This window comes from Aestuariibaculum sp. YM273 (assembly GCF_030908365.1).
GTDB classification, from domain to species: domain Bacteria; phylum Bacteroidota; class Bacteroidia; order Flavobacteriales; family Flavobacteriaceae; genus Aestuariibaculum; species Aestuariibaculum marinum.
Map to the genome: position 1 here is coordinate 2252335 of NZ_CP133090.1, position 18403 is coordinate 2270737.

Genomic DNA, 18403 nt, shown 5'->3' on the forward strand with positions numbered 1-18403 from the left:
TATCTTTATGGACAGGCTACTGCAGTGTTTTTTCTTTATCCATTTTGTTGGTGTCATTTTTGGTCAACAACCTGCAAAAATACATTTAACTGAAAAAGATGGTCTTCCTGATATTGAATTTTATAATATTCTTGAAGATTCCAAAAAGTTTATTTGGCTAGCTGCAGATAATGGTCTTTATCGTTATGATGGAAAAAGCTATCAACACTTCACTAATTCAGAGCAAAGAGGTAATGCTGTTTTTGGTGTTTTTGAAGATCATTTAGGTCGTGTGTGGTGTAATAATATTTCAGGGCAATTTTTTTATGTGTCTGGCAATACTATGTATCATTTTATTGATTTGTCAAAAGAATTAAAAGGACAAATCACAGAATTTTTAGTAACAAATTCTGAATTAATAATTATTACTAGACACAACATCCTTTCTGTTAATCTAAAAAGTAAAATGTTAAAAAAAGCGCTTAATAAAAAGGTTGAAATAGGAAATTTAAGCAAAAATAAGACAGGGTATATATATACTGAAGATGATAAAATAGTAAAGGCAGACTTTCAGTTTAAAAACAAAAAAAGTATTTCAGTTGGTGTTTTTAGTAATGATAAAGCGCAATTAGGGATATCACGTAAAATTAATGTTATAGAAAAAGATAGTTTAGTCTTGTATTTCTTTTCTCAATTCAAGAAAAATAAATTTTACAAGATAGATGCTGTAACAGGTAAAGATTATCAAATAACACTACCAGATCAATTGGTTTCAAGAACCATTTTAAATGTTTTTTTTAAAGCAGATCAGATTTGGTTTTCTACAGATTGTGGACTTTATGTATGCCAGTTAAAGGAAGATAAATTAAGACTTATTCATACGCTTTTTAGTTCTATATATATTACTAAAGTGATAAAAGATAGTTTCAATAATTTTTGGATAATCACCAAAGGCGACGGTATTTATATTTATCCCAATATTAATGTTTTAGAATACGACTTATTAGATGCATCTAAAAATTTATCGCAAATAGAAAAAATAAACGATTCTACATTGCTTTTTGGTACAAGCAAAGGGCATTTTGGTAGCCTTAATATTAATAACGGACAGGTTAAAATAATAGACAAAAGTTCAGCATATCGTGTGAGCAAAATTTTTAAAAAACAACAATCCGATACAATTATTGTTTCCAAAGAGGATAAAACTCAAATTTATAATCTATCTAACAAAACCTTAACGACCATTAATAATAAACTTAACGGAGCTAAGGGTATAGCTTATGGTAATGCAAAGTATAGTGTTTCTACATACAGAAGTTTAGAGTTTTTTAACCAAGCGTTTAATAAGGTAGACGTAATAATGTCGCAAAGGTCTTATGGTAACCATTTTTCAAGAAGCAATAATGCGTTTTACAATGCTTCGGTAGATGGGCTTTTTTATATCGATACTACTAATGATACTAAAGAAATAAAAGCCAATAAAACGTCTATTTATGTAAAAACTATTACCGAAACAGAAGATGGAAACATTTGGGTGTCTACTTTTAAAAATGGGGTTTATTGTGTTAAAAATGATAGTGTTATAGCTCATGTTACTAAAGAGAAGGGGTTGTTTTCTAATAGGATCACTCAGATAAAAGGTGATAAAAATTCACTTTGGATAGCTACAGAAAAAGGTATTCAATTTTATGATTTTTCCTTTAAAACGTTTAAAAATTTAACGGTAAGAGAAGATATACCTTCTTATCGTATTACAGATATAGAAACCATTGGTAATCATGTGTTTTTTGCCTCTACACAAGGTCTTTTTAGTATCAACAAAACAACTTCATTTAAAACTAATGTCACTCCGAAAATATATTTTACCAACGTACAAGTTAATTCTAAAAATCAAAAACTTTTATCGCAATATCAATTGGCTCACAATGAAAATTCAGTAAAAATAGTCTTTAATGTTAATGGGTTTAAAAGTAACGAAAATACCAAATATAATTACCGTTTATTAGGGCAAAGTAAAAATTGGTATACCACAGATGATTATGTGAATTCTGTAGTTTATAATAGTTTGCCTAGTGGAAACTATACCTTTGAAGTTAAACTAGCTAATAATAAAGGTAATGTAAAAACAATAAATTTTGCTATAGCTAAACCGTTTTGGAATACTTGGTGGTTTTATACCTTTATAGCATTAATTATAACAGGTTTACTTTATGCATTGTACATTATAAAAATTAACAAATTAAAGCGAAGGCAAAATGCGCAATTGCAAAACGAAATGATAAATAGGCAACTAGTGTTATCGCAATTAGAAAATCTTCGTTCCCAAATGAATCCACATTTTATATTCAACGCACTTAATTCTATACAAGAGTATATTGTGTTGAATGAGAAAGATCTAGCAAGTAGTTTTCTTATAAAATTTTCAAGATTAATACGTATTTATTTAGACCACAGCAGGCAAGATGAAGTTTCACTTTCTCAAGAAATTAACGCGCTAAAAATATATCTAGAACTCGAAAAAAACAGGTTTGAAGATGCTTTAAATTACGCCATAACTATTTCGGAAAATTTAAATGCAAATAAGATTAAAGTACCTTCGCTATTTATTCAACCTTATGTGGAAAATGCCTTAAAACATGGGTTGCTGCACAAGAAAGACAATAGGAAATTAGAAATAATCTTTAAGTTAAATGATGCTAAAACCAAATGTCTTTGTATTATAAAAGACAATGGTATTGGAGTAGAAGCTTCTATGCGTCTTAATCAAAACCGTAACCCACAACATCGTTCATTTGCCACAAGCGCTAACCAAAAAAGAGTAAAACTTATAAATCATAACAGAACAAATAAAATTGAAGTCATAATTAATAGTAGCTCTTACACCAAAGATTCAGGAACAATAATTATAATTTCAATACCTTTATAATCAGAATAATACTTATGAAAGTACTAATTGTTGACGACGAAAATAAAGCAAGACGACTTTTAAGATGCATTATAGAAGAACTTTTTTCTGAAATCACAACAATTCTTGAAGCATCAGATTTAGAAACAGGTGTAGCGTTAATTAAAGAAGAACAACCGCAAATTGTGTATTTAGATATTGAAATGCCAGAATACTCAGGTTTGCAAATAGTAGAATTTTTAACAGAAGAAGAAATAAACTTTCAGATTATTTTCACCACAGCTTATAACAAATATGCGGTAGACGCTTTTAAAATTACAGCAATAGATTACTTACTAAAACCAATTGATAAAACCGAACTTAAACTAGCCACTAAAAAAGCAATAACCACATTAAATAAAGCAAATATTAATACCCAGTTAAACCATTTAAAAAATACCTTTAAACAATTAGCTTTAAATAAAATAGCATTAGAAATTCCGAAGGGATTTATTTTTGTCTCGCACGAAGAGATTATACTTTTTGAAGCTGATGGTATGTACACTAAAGTTTATCTTGATAATGGCCATACAGAATTTATCTGCAAGCCCATAAAACATTTTGTAGAACAACTAAGTAACCTAACTTTTTTTCATAAAACACATCGTTCTTACTTCGTAAATATCAAGCATATCAAAGAATTATCAAAACGCGATGGTCATCATCTAGTGATGAGCAATAATATGACAATTCCAATTTCTAAAGATAAGCGTAACGAATTTATGGAGCTAATAAGAGAAACATTTAACATTTAAAGGTAGATTCGGCAAAAAGTAAACTGCTTTCAAAAAAAAAAGAAATAAGTCAAGCTTCTACTTTTCATTTTTGTTTGTCAATAAATAAAAAGCGAAAATGAAAACATTTAAACTATTTAAGTTCTGGATTTTTTTAACCGCTATTTCTGCTCAAGCTCAAGAGGTTAAAAATCAAAGTGAAATTATTAGAAACAATGTCTCAAGAGGTGAATACAGAATTGTTGCCGATTTGTATAAAAGTCATAATGGCGTAATGGAAATTACCGATGTGCAATTTGATAAAAACCAACCTAACGACCATTTTGAAATTGTTTTAAGACAATACCCAAATCACGCAACCGAATCTATACGAAACGAAACAAGTCAATATTTCCCAGATAATATAGCCTTTCCAGTAACCTATCTAAAAAGCGTTTTTTGAGGGTAACAAAAAATTACAGGAAAAAGTAGGTTATGTAATAAGAAAAGGCAGAAGCGTTGGTCGTGATAGAATTGTATTTATTGATGATTACATGTTTTTTCTTCAAAAATGGGAAAGTAAAGATGATTACGAAATTAGGTTTGTGCTAAAAGCGGGAAAAGTAGTAAGCAAAACTACAGAACCTGCCCCAAAGACAAAGAAGAAAAAAGGACTTTTAAAATCGCTAAAGTCTAAAATGAACGGTTTAAAGTCCGTTGGTGTAGATATCGACAAAGTAAAAGCCTAAGTGCTACAGCCATATTTAGACGAAGCTACTAAAAAGCAAAAAGCTAACTATAAGCAATGGGTAGCAAATCCTGAAAATGCTAGAACAAAAATATATATAGACGATAAGCGCGCCATGATGGACAAAGCCATGAAATAATACAATGACGATATTTTTAATAGTACAGAATACCAACGTATGTTGGCTTACCAAAAGTGGTTAAAAAATAACGTTAATGTAACAGTTTCTAACAAAAAAGGAAGTACGATTTGGGAGGGTTCTTCTAAAAAAGCATTCATAACCCACGAGATACCTTCTGGAGGTCAATTAATACAAGCATGTACTATAGATTTATACTATTATTATAGTGATGCCAAAGGATTACCAGGTCATAAATTTTATTCAGCAGATAGTAATTGTGGTGGTACAGTAACCATTAATAAATAGCTTTTGTTGTATCTAAAGGCTTAGAATTGTTAAGGTCTTTTTTGTTTTGATAGTTAATAATATGAAAAAAGTATTAGTCAAAATTATATGTTTAGTGGCGTTTCAAAGTGTATTTTCTCAAGACTTAAAAATATCAAAATATGCTAGAGTACCTGTAGATTCTACAGAATTTGAATTTCTAAAAAATGATCTTTCAACTTTCTTAAAAAGTTGCTTAACGAAAAATATAGACACGTCTTATATTAAAGAATCATATAGAAAGTTGTCGGTTTCATCGTTTAAAAAATTTAGTGATTATATAGTTGATGAAAATGGTGAATTAAAACCAGATAGGTCATGGTCTGTTCTAAACATCATTCCGAAAAGTAAATCTAAAATAGAGATTACTACAGCGATTGTAATGCATCAAGAGGATGAAGCGGCAGATTTGTTGTGTCTATTTCATTTTTTTACTACAAAGATTAATGGTAAATACATGTTTTATATTCCATTAGAAGAACAAATAAAAGATTGGGACACGCAAATAGTTGGAAACATAACTTACTATTATAAAAAGTGTATTGACACAGAAAATGCTAAACTATTTGATAGTAAAAATTCTGAAATAGCAAAAAAACTCAATGTAAAACCAGAACAGTTTCAGTTTTTTATTTGTGAAGATTACCAAGCTATTTTAAATATGCGAGGTTTCGATTATTCTATTAGCGATAACGGATTATATCGCGATGGTTATGGTTTAGTTGGTAATCGTGCCATTTTTTCTGTAATGGGGAATGAAGATTTCTCACATGATATTTTTCATTATTACTCAGGAAAAATTAATAACCATATTAATAGAAACTGGATAGCCGAAAAAGCTTTAGCTTACCTCTGGGGGAATGCCTATTACACAGATCAAAACGGAAACATGATTTTGTTTGACACCTTAATAAATCATCTAAAACAATTGGTGGAACATCAACCAGAACTTAACTTATTAGAAGTCTTTAAAAACAATACATCATTATTTGATAAATATGCACCAGAAGTAGCATCTCAATCTGCTATTGCAGCTGTTTTAGCAAAAGAAGTTGAGAAAATATATGGAACAGTAGGTGTGCTAAAGCTCATAAACTCAGGTCGTGATAATAGACTTGAAAATTTCTTAAAAACAGTAGATACCTTACTTGGCATTAACGAAGTTAATTTTAATAGCAAGCTTACCGATTTAATTTTACAAGAAGATTGAAAGTGCCTTTCAGCAAAAAATAAATTCCTTTCAGAAAGAAAAAATTAAATCAACTACTTCTTTCTAGAATTTTGATTCAAAATTTAAAATCAAATCTATTATGAAAACAAAATTACTTTTACTAGCAACGTTGTTGACTAGTATGATAGCTCTGGCTCAAATTCCTACCACGGGTTTATCAAGATCGTATCTCTTTACAAATGGATCTATCCAAAATGATGTGTCACCAGGAACATATGATTTAAATATTGATAGCGTAAATAATATTCAACAAACTCAAGATGTATTAGGTAATTATGGTGGTGCATTAGACCTAAACAATACGCGTTTAAACGGAGGTTTACACCCAACAGGAACTGGCGATTTTACAATTAGTTTATGGTTAAAAACGTCTTCTGGTTCTGCTAGAATTTTAGAGCAATATAACGATATAGCGACTTTTAATGCAGGTTATTATTTAGATTTAATATTTAATGGAACACTAGTTTTTGTGGGTAGCTTTAGGTATGGTAGCAATTACAGTACAGATGGTGTTGTTGTGTCTTCTGCAATTAATGATGATGAATGGCATCATGTAACAATTACAGGTGAGGAGATTACTCGAGTGCAAACATTTCCGTCGGGTCCACCACAAAATTATTTTAGTTATCGATACTCTATGTACGTTGATGGAGTGCTAATAAGTACTGATGATACATCTGAAATAGCAGAGCAGTCTGGATCTAGTCTTAATTCATATCTTTTTAGTAACTCACCTGACTTGAGGATAGGATTGGGTTATCAGGATGTTATAGATAATTACAGAGAGTATACCAGAGCATTAACGCAGTCTGAAATTTTGGCTTTATCTAACGAGTTTATCAATATATCTTATATCGACCAAGATGCCACAGGAACCAATGATGGTTCAAGTTGGACAAACGCTTATACTGATATTACATCAGCTTTAGAAAATGCTGCTGATAATTCTGAATTTTGGATTAAAGGTGGTACATATGTGCCAACTACTTCTGTTGGCGGAAACCAAAATACTGGAATCACAATAACGGCGAGAGGTGTTAAAATTTATGGCGGATTTGCAGGTACAGAAACCCAACTTAATGAGCGTGTTTTTGGTAATAATGAAACCATAATTAGTGGCGATGTAAATGGAGATGATGGTACTGCAATACCAGATTTTACTTTTGGAGCCTCAACAACAAGCGATAATTTTGGACGTTTGCTTAGAATCGATAATTTTTCAGTTACAAATATGACTATAATAGATGGCCTTACGTTTACAAGAGCGTATTCACAAACAGGTGCTGGAGCTATTAGATTGGCGCAACCTAATAATGAGTTTCCTAATATTTCTTTTAACAACTGTAAATTTACGAATAACTTACAGCAAAATGGGGCGGGTATTTATCTGAATTACAGGAGTAATCTTACTACTTACAATACAGCAGGATTGGGTATATATATTAATCAGTGTGTTTTTGAAAATAATGTAGCAAAACTTGGAGGTGGTATTTATATTTCTAATAATGATGATTCTTTTTCATCGTTTGTAAATGCTTCTATAAAAATTTCGAATACGCTGTTTAATCACAACATAGTCAAAGACAATGTATTTGATACACAGGGACAATTTGCTAGCGCAATGCGAATCATTCAAGCAGATCCGCAAAGCACATTTTCAACAACTATTAGCAACTGTACTTTCGTTAAAAACAGAGAAGAAGCCACATTATATCAGGCAAGAGATAGATTTGTTGTAGTGTTAGAAGCGTTACCAACAGCATCGGTGCATACGGTTAGTTTAGTAAATAATATTTTTTGGGGAAATGAATCTTCAAATGGAGTAATAGTCAATTCTGTTGGAGATAGTGGTATTCCTTCAGCTTTAAATTTATACAATAATACAGCCGAAGATAATTTTAGTAATATATCTTCAGCTCAACAAACAGCTACTTTGAATACATCGCCAGATTTTACCGATTTTTTGGCTAACGATTTTACACTTCAAAATACATCTCCAGCCATTAATAATGGTGATAATACTTTTGTTATTGGAAGTGTAGATTTGCTTAATAATCCAAGAATTGTAAATACCACAGTTGATAGGGGTGCTTTTGAGTTTGATAATGCTTTGAGTATAAATGATTACACTCTTGTTAAAAAGTTTTTTGTTTATCCAAATCCAGTGCAATCTATGTTAAATATTAAATCAGATTTTAATATAGAATCATTAAGTCTGTATTCGGTTTTAGGAAACTATATTAAAACAGTTAAAAATATCAATGCTATTGATGTTTCAGATTTAAAAAGTGGTATTTATTTAGTAAGAGTAACAATAAAAGGAAAAGTAACAACTTTAAAGTTTGTTAAAAATTAATTGTTTAAAAGCACTAAAAATATAATTAATCAATTTTTAAAGGGAAGTTTGTTTTATGTACAGCTTCCCTTTTTTTATAAAGTTTGTAATAAAATTAGTAACCACCCTATGACAAAAAGCAAACCGCCAAGAGGAGTGATAGGGCCTAGAAACTTTAGTTTTTTACCTTTTGTACTGCTTAATACCAGACCATAAATACTGAAGGAAAATAGTAATATGCCGATAGTAAAACACCAGTAAATGGTTGAATTATTAAAGTTGTTTAGACCTAAAACTAGAAGAACTATGGCGTGATACATTTGATATTTAACACCTGTTTCAAAACTTATTAATAGTTCGCTTTCTGATATTATTTTTTTTAAAGCATGGGCGCCGAATGCTCCAAATATTACTGATAGCATGCCATACAAAGCGCCTGTAATTATAAAATATTGCTGTGCCATTTTATTTAGTTTTACTTTCTAACCACAGGGATAATTTCGCCTTTGGCTAAACAGTAGGTTTCAATATCTTGTTCTGATAAATTTTTCGTGTAATTAGTTTCTTCAACCGTAAAACCAATGGAACGTAATTTGTTGAAATAATCACGACCATACACACGAACATGGTCGTATTGTCCGAAGATTTTAGCGCGTTCTTTTTTGTCTGTAATGGTATCGTCTTCAAATGTTACTTCACGACTTAAATCCTGTGGAATCTGAAATATTCCCCAGCCGCCTGGCTTCATTACACGATATAACTCCTGCATGGCTTTAGTATCGTCTGGAATATGCTCTAAAACATGATTGCATAAAATAACATCAAATTCATTATGCTGAAATGGTAAATCGCAGATGTCGGCTTTTACATCAGCAATGGGGGATAATAAATCGGTAGTGGTATAATTTAAGTTTTTTAACCTTCTAAAACGTTTTAAAAAGCATTGTTCTGGAGCAAAGTGTAGAACTTTTAAATTCTCAGTAAAGAAATTGGTTTCTTTGTTCAGGTATAACCATAATAACCTATGACGCTCTAAACTCAATGTTGAAGGCGATAATACATTATTACGTTGCGTGCCATAACCATAAGGTAAAAAGGTTCTGAATCCTTTATCGTCAATAGGGTCGATAAAATTTTTTCCTCGTAAAAAGAAAGCTAGAACCGGGCGAATAATATAACTTAACCTGATTAATAAAGGTCGAGGAATAATATTCAGAAGTATTTTAAAAAGCTTTTTCAAAGGCGTTAGGCTTCAACTAAACGATTGGTTTGAATTAAGGCAGCAATGCTGTCCCAAAGCGCGATGCGGTGTTCTAAAGCTTGCTTTGCAGTTGCTAAAGCTTCATCCCACTTTTTATCATCTTCTTTACATAATTCTTCAATCATTTTTAAAGATAGCGGGCCGTGTTCATCACCATCTAATTCAATATGACGATTTAAATAGTAAGTGAGTTTACTATAGGTGTTATCTTCGGTTTTCGACTGATTTATAATTTGAAAGAACATATCCGGAATCACATCTTCTCGCCCAAAAGTAAATGCAGAAGCAATCACATGAGGTTTTTGTGTATCAATAACATCAAAAGAAAACTGAATGAAATTTAAGGTTTCAGCTTCTAGTTTTGCTTTTAAACCTGCATCGGTAATTGAAAGTCCTTCTTTTATGAAATCGATAAATGTATTTATCTGTTTTGTGCTGGCGCCAACCTGAAGCATGGCATCTAAGTACATTTCGTAATGACTCTTAGGCTCGCCAAGTTCGTTAACATCACTTTCTTCACCTAATACAATCTCATTTATAAATCTTGAGGTTGCTGGATTTGTCGCGGGTACCCAAGGCAGTGTAGTAGTGGTTAATTGATTTTGAAGCGACTTTAGTAACGACATAAAATCCCAAACAGCAAAAACGTGCTGCTCCATAAATATTTTAACATCGTCTATAGCGTTTAGGGCGCTATATAATTTATGATTGTTTAACTGAGCTCTTAAAGGCTCAAGTTCTTGTTCAATACGTTCAATTTGGTTCATGTTAAAGAACTAATGCGTTTTGTCTGAATTCGTCTTCTTCGTTTGATGTGATGCCTAAAGCATCATAGATATAAGCAAAAGTTGAAAGTAATTCGGGCTTACCATCCACAATGGCTACATCGTGTTCAAAGTGCGCACTTGGTTTATTGTCTAAAGTAGTAATCGTCCAGCCGTCTCTGTGTTGTTGTATACGATGTGTTCCTAGGTTAATCATTGGTTCGATAGCTACAACCATACCTTCCGCAAATTTTTTACCGCGACCACGTTTACCGTAGTTAGGCATTTCTGGGTCTTCGTGCATTTTTTTACCTAATCCGTGACCAACCAATTCGCGAACAACACCATAACCATGATCTTCGCAGTATTTTTGAATGGCATAGCCTACATCTCCAACACGATTATTTTTTTTGAATTCGCGAATACCTACATAAAGCGATTCTTTGGTAACCTGAAGTAATTTTTCAGTTTCAGGGTCAATCTCTCCAACAGCAAAGGTATACGCATGATCACCGTAAAAGCCATTTTTTAATGCACCACAGTCAATTGAAATAATATCGCCTTCCTGAAGCGGATCGTTATTAGGAATACCGTGAACCACTTGTGAGTTAGGACTCATACAAAGGGTGTTCGGAAAATCGTATAATCCTAAAAACCCCGGGATAGCACCATGATCTCTAATGCATTCTTCTGCAATTTTATCTAGCTGTAATGTCGATACACCTGGTTTTACGGCTTTAGCAACTTCTCCTAAAGTTTTAGATACGATTAAAGCACTTTCGCGCATTAATTCAATTTCTTCTCTGGTTTTAATATGAATCATGTGTCAAAAAAAATATGGGCAAAGATACTTAAAATAGTGGGAATGCCTTTTAAATGAAAGGAATAATTAACAGTTTGAATTATGCTAGATTATTTGAAAATCTTGAAAAAGCCTTTCTTTTTTTCTTCTTCTTGAGGTTTGGTGTTGGTTACCATTTGATAAATTTCTCCCCAACCCGGAAAGCCTCCAATATTTCTATCGTCGATAAATAAATCGGCGTGGATTTTTCGGCTTGAAGCATTGTTGAATTCTTCCTCAGGATAACTTTTGTTTACGGCATAAAATGTTACGCCGTGGTCTTTACAAAAATTAACGGCGTCGTCTAATTTACTGCCGTGACGATAAGTCCATAAAATAAGCCGATGGCCTTTGTTTTGAAGCATTTTTAAGGTTTCAAAAGCAAAAAGCATCGGCTTTCCTATATTTGGATAAGCATCTTCAACTATGGTGCCGTCAAAATCGACAGCTATAATAAGTTGCGTGTTTAAATTCATTAAGATTATAGACTTGTTGTTTCAAACAAATGTACAATTTTAATTAAAGAATTTAAACTAAAGAATGCTGTGTCATCGCAGCTGGCTGCTCAACACCCATTAATTTTAAAATGGTAGGCGCCATATCACCTAAAATACCATCTTTAATAGATTTTAAATCCTTGTCTATTAAAACCACAGGAACCGGATTTGTAGTATGTGCTGTGTTAGGTGTGCCGTCAGGGTTAATCATGGTTTCACAATTTCCGTGATCGGCAATCATTAAAGTGGTGTAACCGTTATCAAGTGCTGTTGTTACTACATCTTTAACACATTCGTCAACCGCTTCACAGGCTTTAATAGCTGCTTCCATAACACCGGTATGGCCAACCATATCACCATTCGCGAAGTTTAAACACACGAAATCTACATCGCCTTTTTCTAATTCAGGAACTAAGGCATCTCGTAATTCGTAAGCACTCATTTCCGGCTGTAAATCGTATGTAGCGACTTTTGGTGAATTTCTTAAAATACGTGTTTCACCGTCGAATTCTTTTTCCTGACCACCAGAGAAGAAGAAGGTAACGTGTGGATATTTTTCAGTTTCTGCTATACGGATTTGCTTTTTACCATTTTTAGCTAAAACTTCACCTAAAGTATCCGATAAGTTGTCTTTGTTAAAAATTACATTAACATTTTTATATGTGTCGTCGTAATTGGTAAGCGTTACATAATGCAGATTTAACTTGTGCATATTTTGTTCGTGGAAATCGGTTTGAGACAACGCTTCGGTTAACTCACGACCACGATCGGTTCTAAAGTTAAAGAAGATCACGACATCGCCATCTTTTATTTTTGTAACCGGCGCGCCATCTGCACCAGTCATAATGATTGGCTTAATGAACTCATCGGTAATATCGTCGTTATAATTTTTTTGAACTGTCTCGGTTACGTTTGTTGATTTCTCACCAACACCATTTACCATAGCATCGAAAGCTAATTTAACACGTTCCCAACGTTTATCTCTATCCATTGCATAATACCTTCCTGTTACGGTAGCTAATTTTGCAGAGGATTTTTCTAAGTGAGATTCTAATTCGGTTAAAAACCCGAATCCAGATTTAGGATCTACATCACGTCCATCGGTAAAGGCATGGATGTAGGTGTGTTCTAAACCATATTCATCGGCAGCATCAATTAATCCGAAAAGGTGCTTTATGTGAGAGTGAACCCCACCATCACTTAATAAGCCTAAAAAGTGAACGTCTTTATTATTTGTTTTAGCGTATTCGAAAGCATCAACTAATACTTTTTCGGTATTTAAGGTTTTGTTTTCAACAGCTAAATTAACTTTTACTAAATCTTGATATACAATGCGTCCGGCACCTAAATTCATGTGTCCTACCTCACTATTTCCCATCTGCCCTTCAGGTAAGCCCACGTGTAAACCATCGGTACGTAAGGTAGCGTAAGGGTATTTTGTATAAAGAGAATCTATAAAAGGTGTATTGGCATTGTCGATTGCAGAAACTTTAGGATCTGGAGAATTTCCCCATCCGTCAAGTATCATTAAGATAACTTTTTTGTTCATTATATGTGTAATTTTTTCAGCTATCAAATATACTGAAGTTTGTTAAAAAAAAGAAGGTGAAATGGCTTAAAAACATCCTGTTTTAGAGCTTTTTTGAAGGATATTTAAAAAAAATGGATTCCGTTAAAGAAATGTGAATTATATGTTAAAAATGCAGAAAAGAATGGTTTTAATGTAACATATGTTACTTACCGTCGTCTATTAGATATAATCAAAAAACAAAATCATTAATCAAATCAAAATTCTTTCATCATGAAAAAAACAATCATTCTTTCAGCAATTGCATTATGTTTATCAGTAGCATCAGTAAATGCAAAAACAATCGAACCTAACGTTGCAACAAACAAAGTAACGTATTTTAAAGTAAACTCTTTTTGTGTATCGATCGCTAAAGGCGATATTGTTACCGTTAAAAAATTAATAGCCAGAGGCGAAGACGTTAACCAAAAATCTAACGGTATGACGCCGGCTATGTATGCTGCTAAATATAACCGTGTTGAAATTTTACAACTTTTAATTACTGAAGGCGCAGACCTAAAAGCAAAATGTGGAAAAGGTTATACAGCAAAAAAATATGCCGAATTACACGGCGCTAAAGATGCGCAACAAGTTATTGATATGGCATTATCAAAAAAATAATTATAGCACTTAATTATTTGAGTTAGTCACTCAAAAAAGCCCTGTTTTTACAGGGCTTTTTTTATTACTGGTTTTTATATTTTTTGATGGCTTCTTGTATTTTCTCAATGCGATTATCGGGATCGGGATGTGTGCTTTGAAATTCAGGAACTCGGTTTGGGCCCGCAGCAGCTTTTAAAATTTCCATAACACCAATCATTTCTTCAGGGTTGTAGCCCGCATCTATCATAAATCTGACACCCAAGTCGTCACTTTCTAGTTCATCGCCTCGACCGTTGGTGAGTAAGGTGTTTTGACCAATACTACCAACCATGTCTCCAATATCGGCGCCAACCGAACCCGCGGTTGCTAAGCCTTGCCAGTATTCGGTTTCGGCAATGCGTTCGGCACTATGACGACCAAGAACATGGCCTATTTCATGACCAAGTACACCCGCCAACTGGTCTTCATTTTCTAACTTCGAAAATAGAGCATAAGTAATAAATATTTGTCCGCCCGGAAGAGCAAAGGCGTTAATGGTATTCTGGTCGTTAAGTAGATGAAATTCGTATTGGTATGGTGTTTCTTTGGCAATGCTATTATTCACAAGTTTATTGCCAACATTATCTACCAAAGCCTGGAATTGGTTGTTGGGATGTAACCCTCCGTATTGTTGTGCCATTTGCGGAGCGCTTTGTAAACCTATGGCTATTTCTTTATCGGCAGACATTGATATGGTTTGGGTTCGACCAGTATAGGGGTTCACTTCTTGTTGGCTACAACGTTTAACGACAAAAAACAAGGCAATTGCTACGCCAATTAGTAATCGGAATTTAAAATTTCTACTTCTCATTTTTAAGTAAATTGAAGATAATTAAAGTTACAAAAATTAAGTTTAGGTCAATGTTTTGTACATCACATAGTGGAGACCAATGTCTTTGATGTTGAACGGATCTCCAATAATAGTAAAGTCATTCTTTTGGTAAAACGTAGTAGCAACTTCACGAGCATTACACCAAAGTGTTTTAATATGTCTTTCCTTTAATAACAAATCTCCTTGCTGAACTAATAAATTACCTAGCCCTTTGCCTTGAAAATCTTCTAAAACAGCCATGCCTCTAAGTTGGTACTGCGAGCTTTCGGTTAGCAAATCGTTACAATTTTTAAAATACGATACTACGCCAACAATTTGATTGTTTAAATAAATTCCAAGATGAAATGTAGTTTCTAGGTCGTCTCCGTCAAAATTACAGGATTCAATGGGTTTGCCTGGTCTTAAAACAGGGTGGCGAACCGGAATTGTTTCAGAGGCATCAATAATTCTAATGTTATAATTCAGTTGCTCAGTCATGGATTGTAATTATCTGTTCAGTCAAACTTAAACAAAATTAAAACTCAGAACCTTTTCTCAGATTGAAATTATTTAAATCGTGGGAAATATTGAGAGAGATTTGTTAATATAAACATTGAATGATGATTTTTCGGGCAATATTTAAGTTTGAAAAGACCATTGAAACCTCGAATTTACTCAGATGAAAGGCTGTGATGAACTTTTTTTATTTCAAAAAGAATTCAAAATCAAGGGCTTAATTTTTTAATTGAAAAATTTTTAAAAAAGTTACATTTTTTATTTGTGAAATACTCAATGGTTTTTATATATTTGCAACCGCAATGCGGGAGTAGCTCAGTTGGTAGAGCGTCAGCCTTCCAAGCTGAATGTCGCCGGTTCGAACCCGGTCTCCCGCTCAAAAAAAGAAAAGCCTCATCGGTATAGACGAGGCTTTTTTTTGTTGTTAAAATTTAAAGGAAGAAGTTTAATTTTTAAGTGTTAATCAAAAATAAGAATAACTTCCTGTGAAAGCATCCCGTTTGGGATGCTTTTTTATTTCAAAGTGTTTAATTCAGTATCAGGTTCTGCTTCGTATGGAGTTTTTCCTTTTTCAAAAATACGGGCTGTTAACTTCCCTTTTAAAACAATAGAATCGACAGAAACTCGTAGCCAGCTTCCTTCACGTAAACCAACAACAGGTTGTGGATTAAAACCGTGAAATTCCTTAATTCTTGTTTCTCTAGTTTCACCCATATGTTTACTATTGGTGTCAGGGTCTAAGTAGTGTGGGTTAATATTAAAAGGCACCAGGGCCAAAGCATTAAAACTTGGTGGATAAACAATAGGCATATCGTTAGTCGTTCTGATGGTAAGTCCGCAAATATTACTTCCGGCACTTGTACCTAGGTAAGGTGTTCCACTTTTTACGGCTTCTCGTATGGTTTCAATTAAATGGTTTCTGTATAACTGATCGGTTAAAACAAAAGTATTTCCTCCTCCTACAAAAATAGCTTCAGCATGTGTTACAGCTTCCACAGGATTTTCATACTCATGAATGCCTTTAACCGCTTTGTTAATTTTGGCAAAAGCTGTTCTTGCAGTATCAGTATACGCATCATGCGAAATACCTCCGGGTCTGGCATAGGGGATGAATAAAATGGAGTTGGCTTCTTTAAAAAGGATACATAATTCGTCTAATATATATTCTAAATACCCACTGCCGTGTATGGTTGAGGTACTGGCAATAATTATATTTTTCATGTGTTTATTTTATTTGGCAAAACTACACAAAATATTCTGTTGGTTTTCATAGTAAATTTCAAGGTAAAGTCTTATTTTTAAGAATGAAATGTTATTTTGAGCTTGTAATACCGATGTGAAATTAGTTAAAGTGATATTTCAGATGAATTTTAAAAAACTATAATTTTCAACCCATGAAGAAAGTCCTGTTTTTGGTTTTATTAGTGAGCAGTTTTACCCTATTTTCTCAAGATTTTAAACGTATTGAGGTAGACGGGAAGATTATTGTAGAAAGTAACGACGTTTACGGTATAACAATTTATAATGTGTCTTCTAATAAAGTGGCTGTGACCAATGAAAAAGGGGAGTTTAAGATTGATGTACGATTAAACGATAAAATTGAAGTAAGTGCTTTGCAATTTGAAAATTTAAAATTTGAAGTTAACGAAGCGATTATTGCGTCCAGACAAATGAAAATCTTTTTAATTGAAGAAATTAATAAGCTTGATGAAATTATTCTTTCGCCCAATAGTCTTACAGGAAATTTACAAACTGATATTGAAATGACTTCAAAATTCACACCTAAGCTTGATGCGCTGTATTTTGGAATTAAAAATAAGGAGGCGTTTGATTTTAAACCAGATAGTCAAACACAGGTCAACAATATAGCCACTCCAACACAACACATTACCATGATTAATGGGCTTAATATTGTTAATGTGGTCGATCAATTATTGTTGCCGTTATTCCGTTCAAAAACTCCTGAAAAAGAAGAAAAAGGTATTCCTGAAGTGCCTCTTGAGTCTGTGAAATATTATTTCAGTTCTACGTTTCTAACCGATAATTTTGGTATTCCTGAGCACCGTGTCGAAGAATTTATTCATTATGTACAGGCTAGTGATTTCGATTATTCTTTATTAAGTTATGGTAAGGAAATGGAGTTTTTAGAACATCTGCATGCTAAAAGCGTTGCTTTTTTAAACGAAAAGTAGTCTTAACATCCTTTTTAACAAAAGTTTAAATCCGTTTTGTAATTTATTTAAGAGATGTTAGGCGTTCTTTAGGACTTTAAATAAATTGATGCCAATCGTTCAAAAGTTTATAGGTCTAAGTTTCATGCTTTTTACCTTTTTCGGTTTTTCACAGGCTGTTGAAATATCGGGGGTGGTAAATAGTCTGGGAGATGTAGAAAATATTCATGTGCTTAACAAAGCAGAACAGGCATTTACTATAACTAATGCTACTGGTGAATTTAAAATTGAGGCCAAACTCAATGACACCATTCAATTTTCGTCGGTTCAATATCAAACCAAATATGTGGTGGTAGATCATCAGGTCATGTTGTTTAAGGCGATGCGGGTCGTTTTAGAAGAGCATGTTAATGAGTTAGATGAAGTTGTGGTTGGAAAAGTTTTAACAGGAGATTTATTATCTGATATTGGCAATGTTGATGGTATGGCGCCTATTAATTTTTACGATGTAGGTATTCCCGGTTATACTGGAAAAAAGAAAACTCAAAGTGAACGACGGCTAAGTCAGGCCGGCGATTTTAAACCTAAAATGATACTGGGTATGCTTTTAGGAGGCGGTTCTTTCGATCCTTTAATAAACGCCATTACGGGAAGAACGAAAATGCTTAAAGCTCGTGTAGATCACGAGGAACGAGATAGACTCATGCGAAATATAAAAGCCCGGTTAGCATCCGATTTTTTTAGGTCTAATCCTTTAGAAGAAGCGTCTAGAATGGATTTTTTCTATTACTGTGCCGATGCGCCTAACTTTGTTAAACGCTGTAAAAACCAAACCGATTTTAATATCCTGTTATTTTTGAGAAGTAAGTATAGAGATTATATGCAAAATAGGACAGAAGGAAACGATTAATCCGGTTTGGTACGCCTTTTGAAAGCAT

20 protein-coding genes and 1 tRNA gene are annotated in these 18403 nt (G+C 33.0%); 12 read left to right on the forward strand and 9 right to left on the reverse strand.

Annotated elements, in window-relative coordinates; genetic code table 11:
- Positions 1-7: 7 nt before the first annotated feature.
- The 8 genes from RBH94_RS09575 (at position 8) to RBH94_RS09610 (ending at position 8416) form a co-directional block, all read left to right on the forward strand.
- Positions 8-2905 carry a histidine kinase gene (locus tag RBH94_RS09575; RefSeq protein ID WP_307880700.1) on the forward strand — a complete coding sequence of 966 codons (2898 nt, stop codon included), beginning with the start codon at positions 8-10 and terminating at the stop codon, positions 2903-2905.
- Between the two features lie 14 nt (positions 2906-2919).
- Positions 2920-3678: a LytTR family DNA-binding domain-containing protein gene (locus RBH94_RS09580; protein ID WP_307880701.1), complete on the forward strand. Its 759-nt coding sequence runs from the start codon at positions 2920-2922 to the stop codon at positions 3676-3678.
- 97 nt (positions 3679-3775) lie between these two features.
- Positions 3776-4099: a hypothetical protein gene (locus tag RBH94_RS09585; protein WP_307880702.1), complete on the forward strand. Its 324-nt coding sequence runs from the start codon at positions 3776-3778 to the stop codon at positions 4097-4099.
- Between the two features lie 91 nt (positions 4100-4190).
- The gene (locus RBH94_RS09590; protein ID WP_307880703.1) at positions 4191-4385 is read left to right on the forward strand and encodes a hypothetical protein; all 195 of its coding nucleotides are present in this window, start codon (positions 4191-4193) and stop codon (positions 4383-4385) included.
- Entirely contained in the window at positions 4386-4523 is a 138-nt protein-coding gene (locus RBH94_RS09595) for a hypothetical protein (RefSeq protein ID WP_307880704.1), read from the forward strand.
- Positions 4524-4562: 39 nt separating this feature from the next.
- Complete coding sequence (locus RBH94_RS09600) at positions 4563-4811, forward strand: hypothetical protein (RefSeq protein WP_307880705.1); 249 nt, start codon at positions 4563-4565, stop codon at positions 4809-4811.
- Between the two features lie 61 nt (positions 4812-4872).
- The gene (locus RBH94_RS09605; RefSeq protein WP_307880706.1) at positions 4873-6039 is read left to right on the forward strand and encodes a hypothetical protein; all 1167 of its coding nucleotides are present in this window, start codon (positions 4873-4875) and stop codon (positions 6037-6039) included.
- Between the two features lie 100 nt (positions 6040-6139).
- Entirely contained in the window at positions 6140-8416 is a 2277-nt protein-coding gene (locus RBH94_RS09610; RefSeq protein WP_307880707.1) for a T9SS type A sorting domain-containing protein, read from the forward strand.
- Between the two features lie 74 nt (positions 8417-8490).
- On the opposite strand, the gene RBH94_RS09615 is transcribed toward RBH94_RS09610, so the two are convergent.
- From RBH94_RS09615 to gpmI, 6 genes are all read right to left on the reverse strand, one after another.
- On the reverse strand, positions 8491-8859 hold the full coding sequence (locus RBH94_RS09615; RefSeq protein WP_307880708.1) for a DUF423 domain-containing protein: 369 nt from the start codon (positions 8857-8859) through the stop codon (positions 8491-8493).
- A gap of 11 nt (positions 8860-8870) precedes the next feature.
- Positions 8871-9635 carry a class I SAM-dependent methyltransferase gene (locus tag RBH94_RS09620; RefSeq protein ID WP_307880709.1) on the reverse strand — a complete coding sequence of 255 codons (765 nt, stop codon included), beginning with the start codon at positions 9633-9635 and terminating at the stop codon, positions 8871-8873.
- A gap of 5 nt (positions 9636-9640) precedes the next feature.
- A complete protein-coding gene (locus RBH94_RS09625) occupies positions 9641-10423 on the reverse strand; it encodes a DUF3050 domain-containing protein (RefSeq protein WP_307880710.1) in 783 nt (260 codons plus the stop codon).
- Between the two features lies 1 nt (position 10424).
- Positions 10425-11243 (reverse strand): type I methionyl aminopeptidase, encoded by an 819-nt coding sequence (gene map / locus RBH94_RS09630; protein ID WP_307880711.1) that lies wholly within the window; start codon positions 11241-11243, stop codon positions 10425-10427.
- 89 nt (positions 11244-11332) lie between these two features.
- The gene (locus RBH94_RS09635) at positions 11333-11737 is read right to left on the reverse strand and encodes a BT0820 family HAD-type phosphatase (protein ID WP_307880712.1); all 405 of its coding nucleotides are present in this window, start codon (positions 11735-11737) and stop codon (positions 11333-11335) included.
- A 52-nt stretch (positions 11738-11789) separates the two neighbouring features.
- Positions 11790-13307, reverse strand: coding sequence for a 2,3-bisphosphoglycerate-independent phosphoglycerate mutase (gene gpmI, locus RBH94_RS09640; protein ID WP_307880713.1), 1518 nt, complete (start codon positions 13305-13307; stop codon positions 11790-11792).
- Positions 13308-13559: 252 nt separating this feature from the next.
- On the opposite strand from gpmI, the gene RBH94_RS09645 reads away from it, so the two are divergent.
- Complete coding sequence (locus RBH94_RS09645) at positions 13560-13946, forward strand: ankyrin repeat domain-containing protein (RefSeq protein WP_307880714.1); 387 nt, start codon at positions 13560-13562, stop codon at positions 13944-13946.
- 64 nt (positions 13947-14010) lie between these two features.
- On the opposite strand, the gene RBH94_RS09650 is transcribed toward RBH94_RS09645, so the two are convergent.
- Together RBH94_RS09650 and RBH94_RS09655 are read right to left on the reverse strand one after the other, a co-directional pair.
- Entirely contained in the window at positions 14011-14778 is a 768-nt protein-coding gene (locus RBH94_RS09650) for a M48 family metalloprotease (RefSeq protein ID WP_307880715.1), read from the reverse strand.
- Positions 14779-14820: 42 nt separating this feature from the next.
- Positions 14821-15276, reverse strand: a complete 456-nt coding sequence (locus RBH94_RS09655) for a GNAT family N-acetyltransferase (RefSeq protein WP_307880716.1) — start codon at positions 15274-15276, stop codon at positions 14821-14823.
- Between the two features lie 322 nt (positions 15277-15598).
- On the opposite strand from RBH94_RS09655, the gene RBH94_RS09660 reads away from it, so the two are divergent.
- Positions 15599-15671 (forward strand) — tRNA-Gly (locus tag RBH94_RS09660).
- A 136-nt stretch (positions 15672-15807) separates the two neighbouring features.
- Here the strand turns inward: RBH94_RS09660 and pepE are convergent.
- Entirely contained in the window at positions 15808-16515 is a 708-nt protein-coding gene (gene pepE, locus RBH94_RS09665; RefSeq protein ID WP_307880717.1) for a dipeptidase PepE, read from the reverse strand.
- A gap of 173 nt (positions 16516-16688) precedes the next feature.
- On the opposite strand from pepE, the gene RBH94_RS09670 reads away from it, so the two are divergent.
- Together RBH94_RS09670 and RBH94_RS09675 are read left to right on the forward strand one after the other, a co-directional pair.
- Complete coding sequence (locus RBH94_RS09670; protein WP_307880718.1) at positions 16689-17486, forward strand: hypothetical protein; 798 nt, start codon at positions 16689-16691, stop codon at positions 17484-17486.
- A gap of 88 nt (positions 17487-17574) precedes the next feature.
- On the forward strand, positions 17575-18375 hold the full coding sequence (locus tag RBH94_RS09675; protein ID WP_307880719.1) for a carboxypeptidase-like regulatory domain-containing protein: 801 nt from the start codon (positions 17575-17577) through the stop codon (positions 18373-18375).
- Positions 18376-18403: the final 28 nt, after the last annotated feature.

Bases quoted from the DNA above. Each gene is read 5' to 3' on its own strand.
- RBH94_RS09645 (WP_307880714.1), top strand. From the start codon at position 13,560: ATGAAAAAAACAATCATTCTTTCAGCAATTGCATTATGTTTATCAGTA.
- RBH94_RS09625 (WP_307880710.1), bottom strand. From the start codon at position 10,423: ATGAACCAAATTGAACGTATTGAACAAGAACTTGAGCCTTTAAGAGCT.
- RBH94_RS09675 (WP_307880719.1), top strand. From the start codon at position 17,575: ATGCCAATCGTTCAAAAGTTTATAGGTCTAAGTTTCATGCTTTTTACC.
- RBH94_RS09615 (WP_307880708.1), bottom strand. From the start codon at position 8,859: ATGGCACAGCAATATTTTATAATTACAGGCGCTTTGTATGGCATGCTA.
- RBH94_RS09670 (WP_307880718.1), top strand. From the start codon at position 16,689: ATGAAGAAAGTCCTGTTTTTGGTTTTATTAGTGAGCAGTTTTACCCTA.
- RBH94_RS09635 (WP_307880712.1), bottom strand. From the start codon at position 11,737: ATGAATTTAAACACGCAACTTATTATAGCTGTCGATTTTGACGGCACC.
- RBH94_RS09600 (WP_307880705.1), top strand. From the start codon at position 4,563: ATGTTGGCTTACCAAAAGTGGTTAAAAAATAACGTTAATGTAACAGTT.
- RBH94_RS09610 (WP_307880707.1), top strand. From the start codon at position 6,140: ATGAAAACAAAATTACTTTTACTAGCAACGTTGTTGACTAGTATGATA.
- RBH94_RS09580 (WP_307880701.1), top strand. From the start codon at position 2,920: ATGAAAGTACTAATTGTTGACGACGAAAATAAAGCAAGACGACTTTTA.
- RBH94_RS09605 (WP_307880706.1), top strand. From the start codon at position 4,873: ATGAAAAAAGTATTAGTCAAAATTATATGTTTAGTGGCGTTTCAAAGT.
- RBH94_RS09650 (WP_307880715.1), bottom strand. From the start codon at position 14,778: ATGAGAAGTAGAAATTTTAAATTCCGATTACTAATTGGCGTAGCAATT.
- RBH94_RS09575 (WP_307880700.1), top strand. From the start codon at position 8: ATGGACAGGCTACTGCAGTGTTTTTTCTTTATCCATTTTGTTGGTGTC.
- RBH94_RS09590 (WP_307880703.1), top strand. From the start codon at position 4,191: ATGTTTTTTCTTCAAAAATGGGAAAGTAAAGATGATTACGAAATTAGG.
- gpmI (WP_307880713.1), bottom strand. From the start codon at position 13,307: ATGAACAAAAAAGTTATCTTAATGATACTTGACGGATGGGGAAATTCT.
- RBH94_RS09655 (WP_307880716.1), bottom strand. From the start codon at position 15,276: ATGACTGAGCAACTGAATTATAACATTAGAATTATTGATGCCTCTGAA.
- RBH94_RS09585 (WP_307880702.1), top strand. From the start codon at position 3,776: ATGAAAACATTTAAACTATTTAAGTTCTGGATTTTTTTAACCGCTATT.
- map (WP_307880711.1), bottom strand. From the start codon at position 11,243: ATGATTCATATTAAAACCAGAGAAGAAATTGAATTAATGCGCGAAAGT.
- pepE (WP_307880717.1), bottom strand. From the start codon at position 16,515: ATGAAAAATATAATTATTGCCAGTACCTCAACCATACACGGCAGTGGG.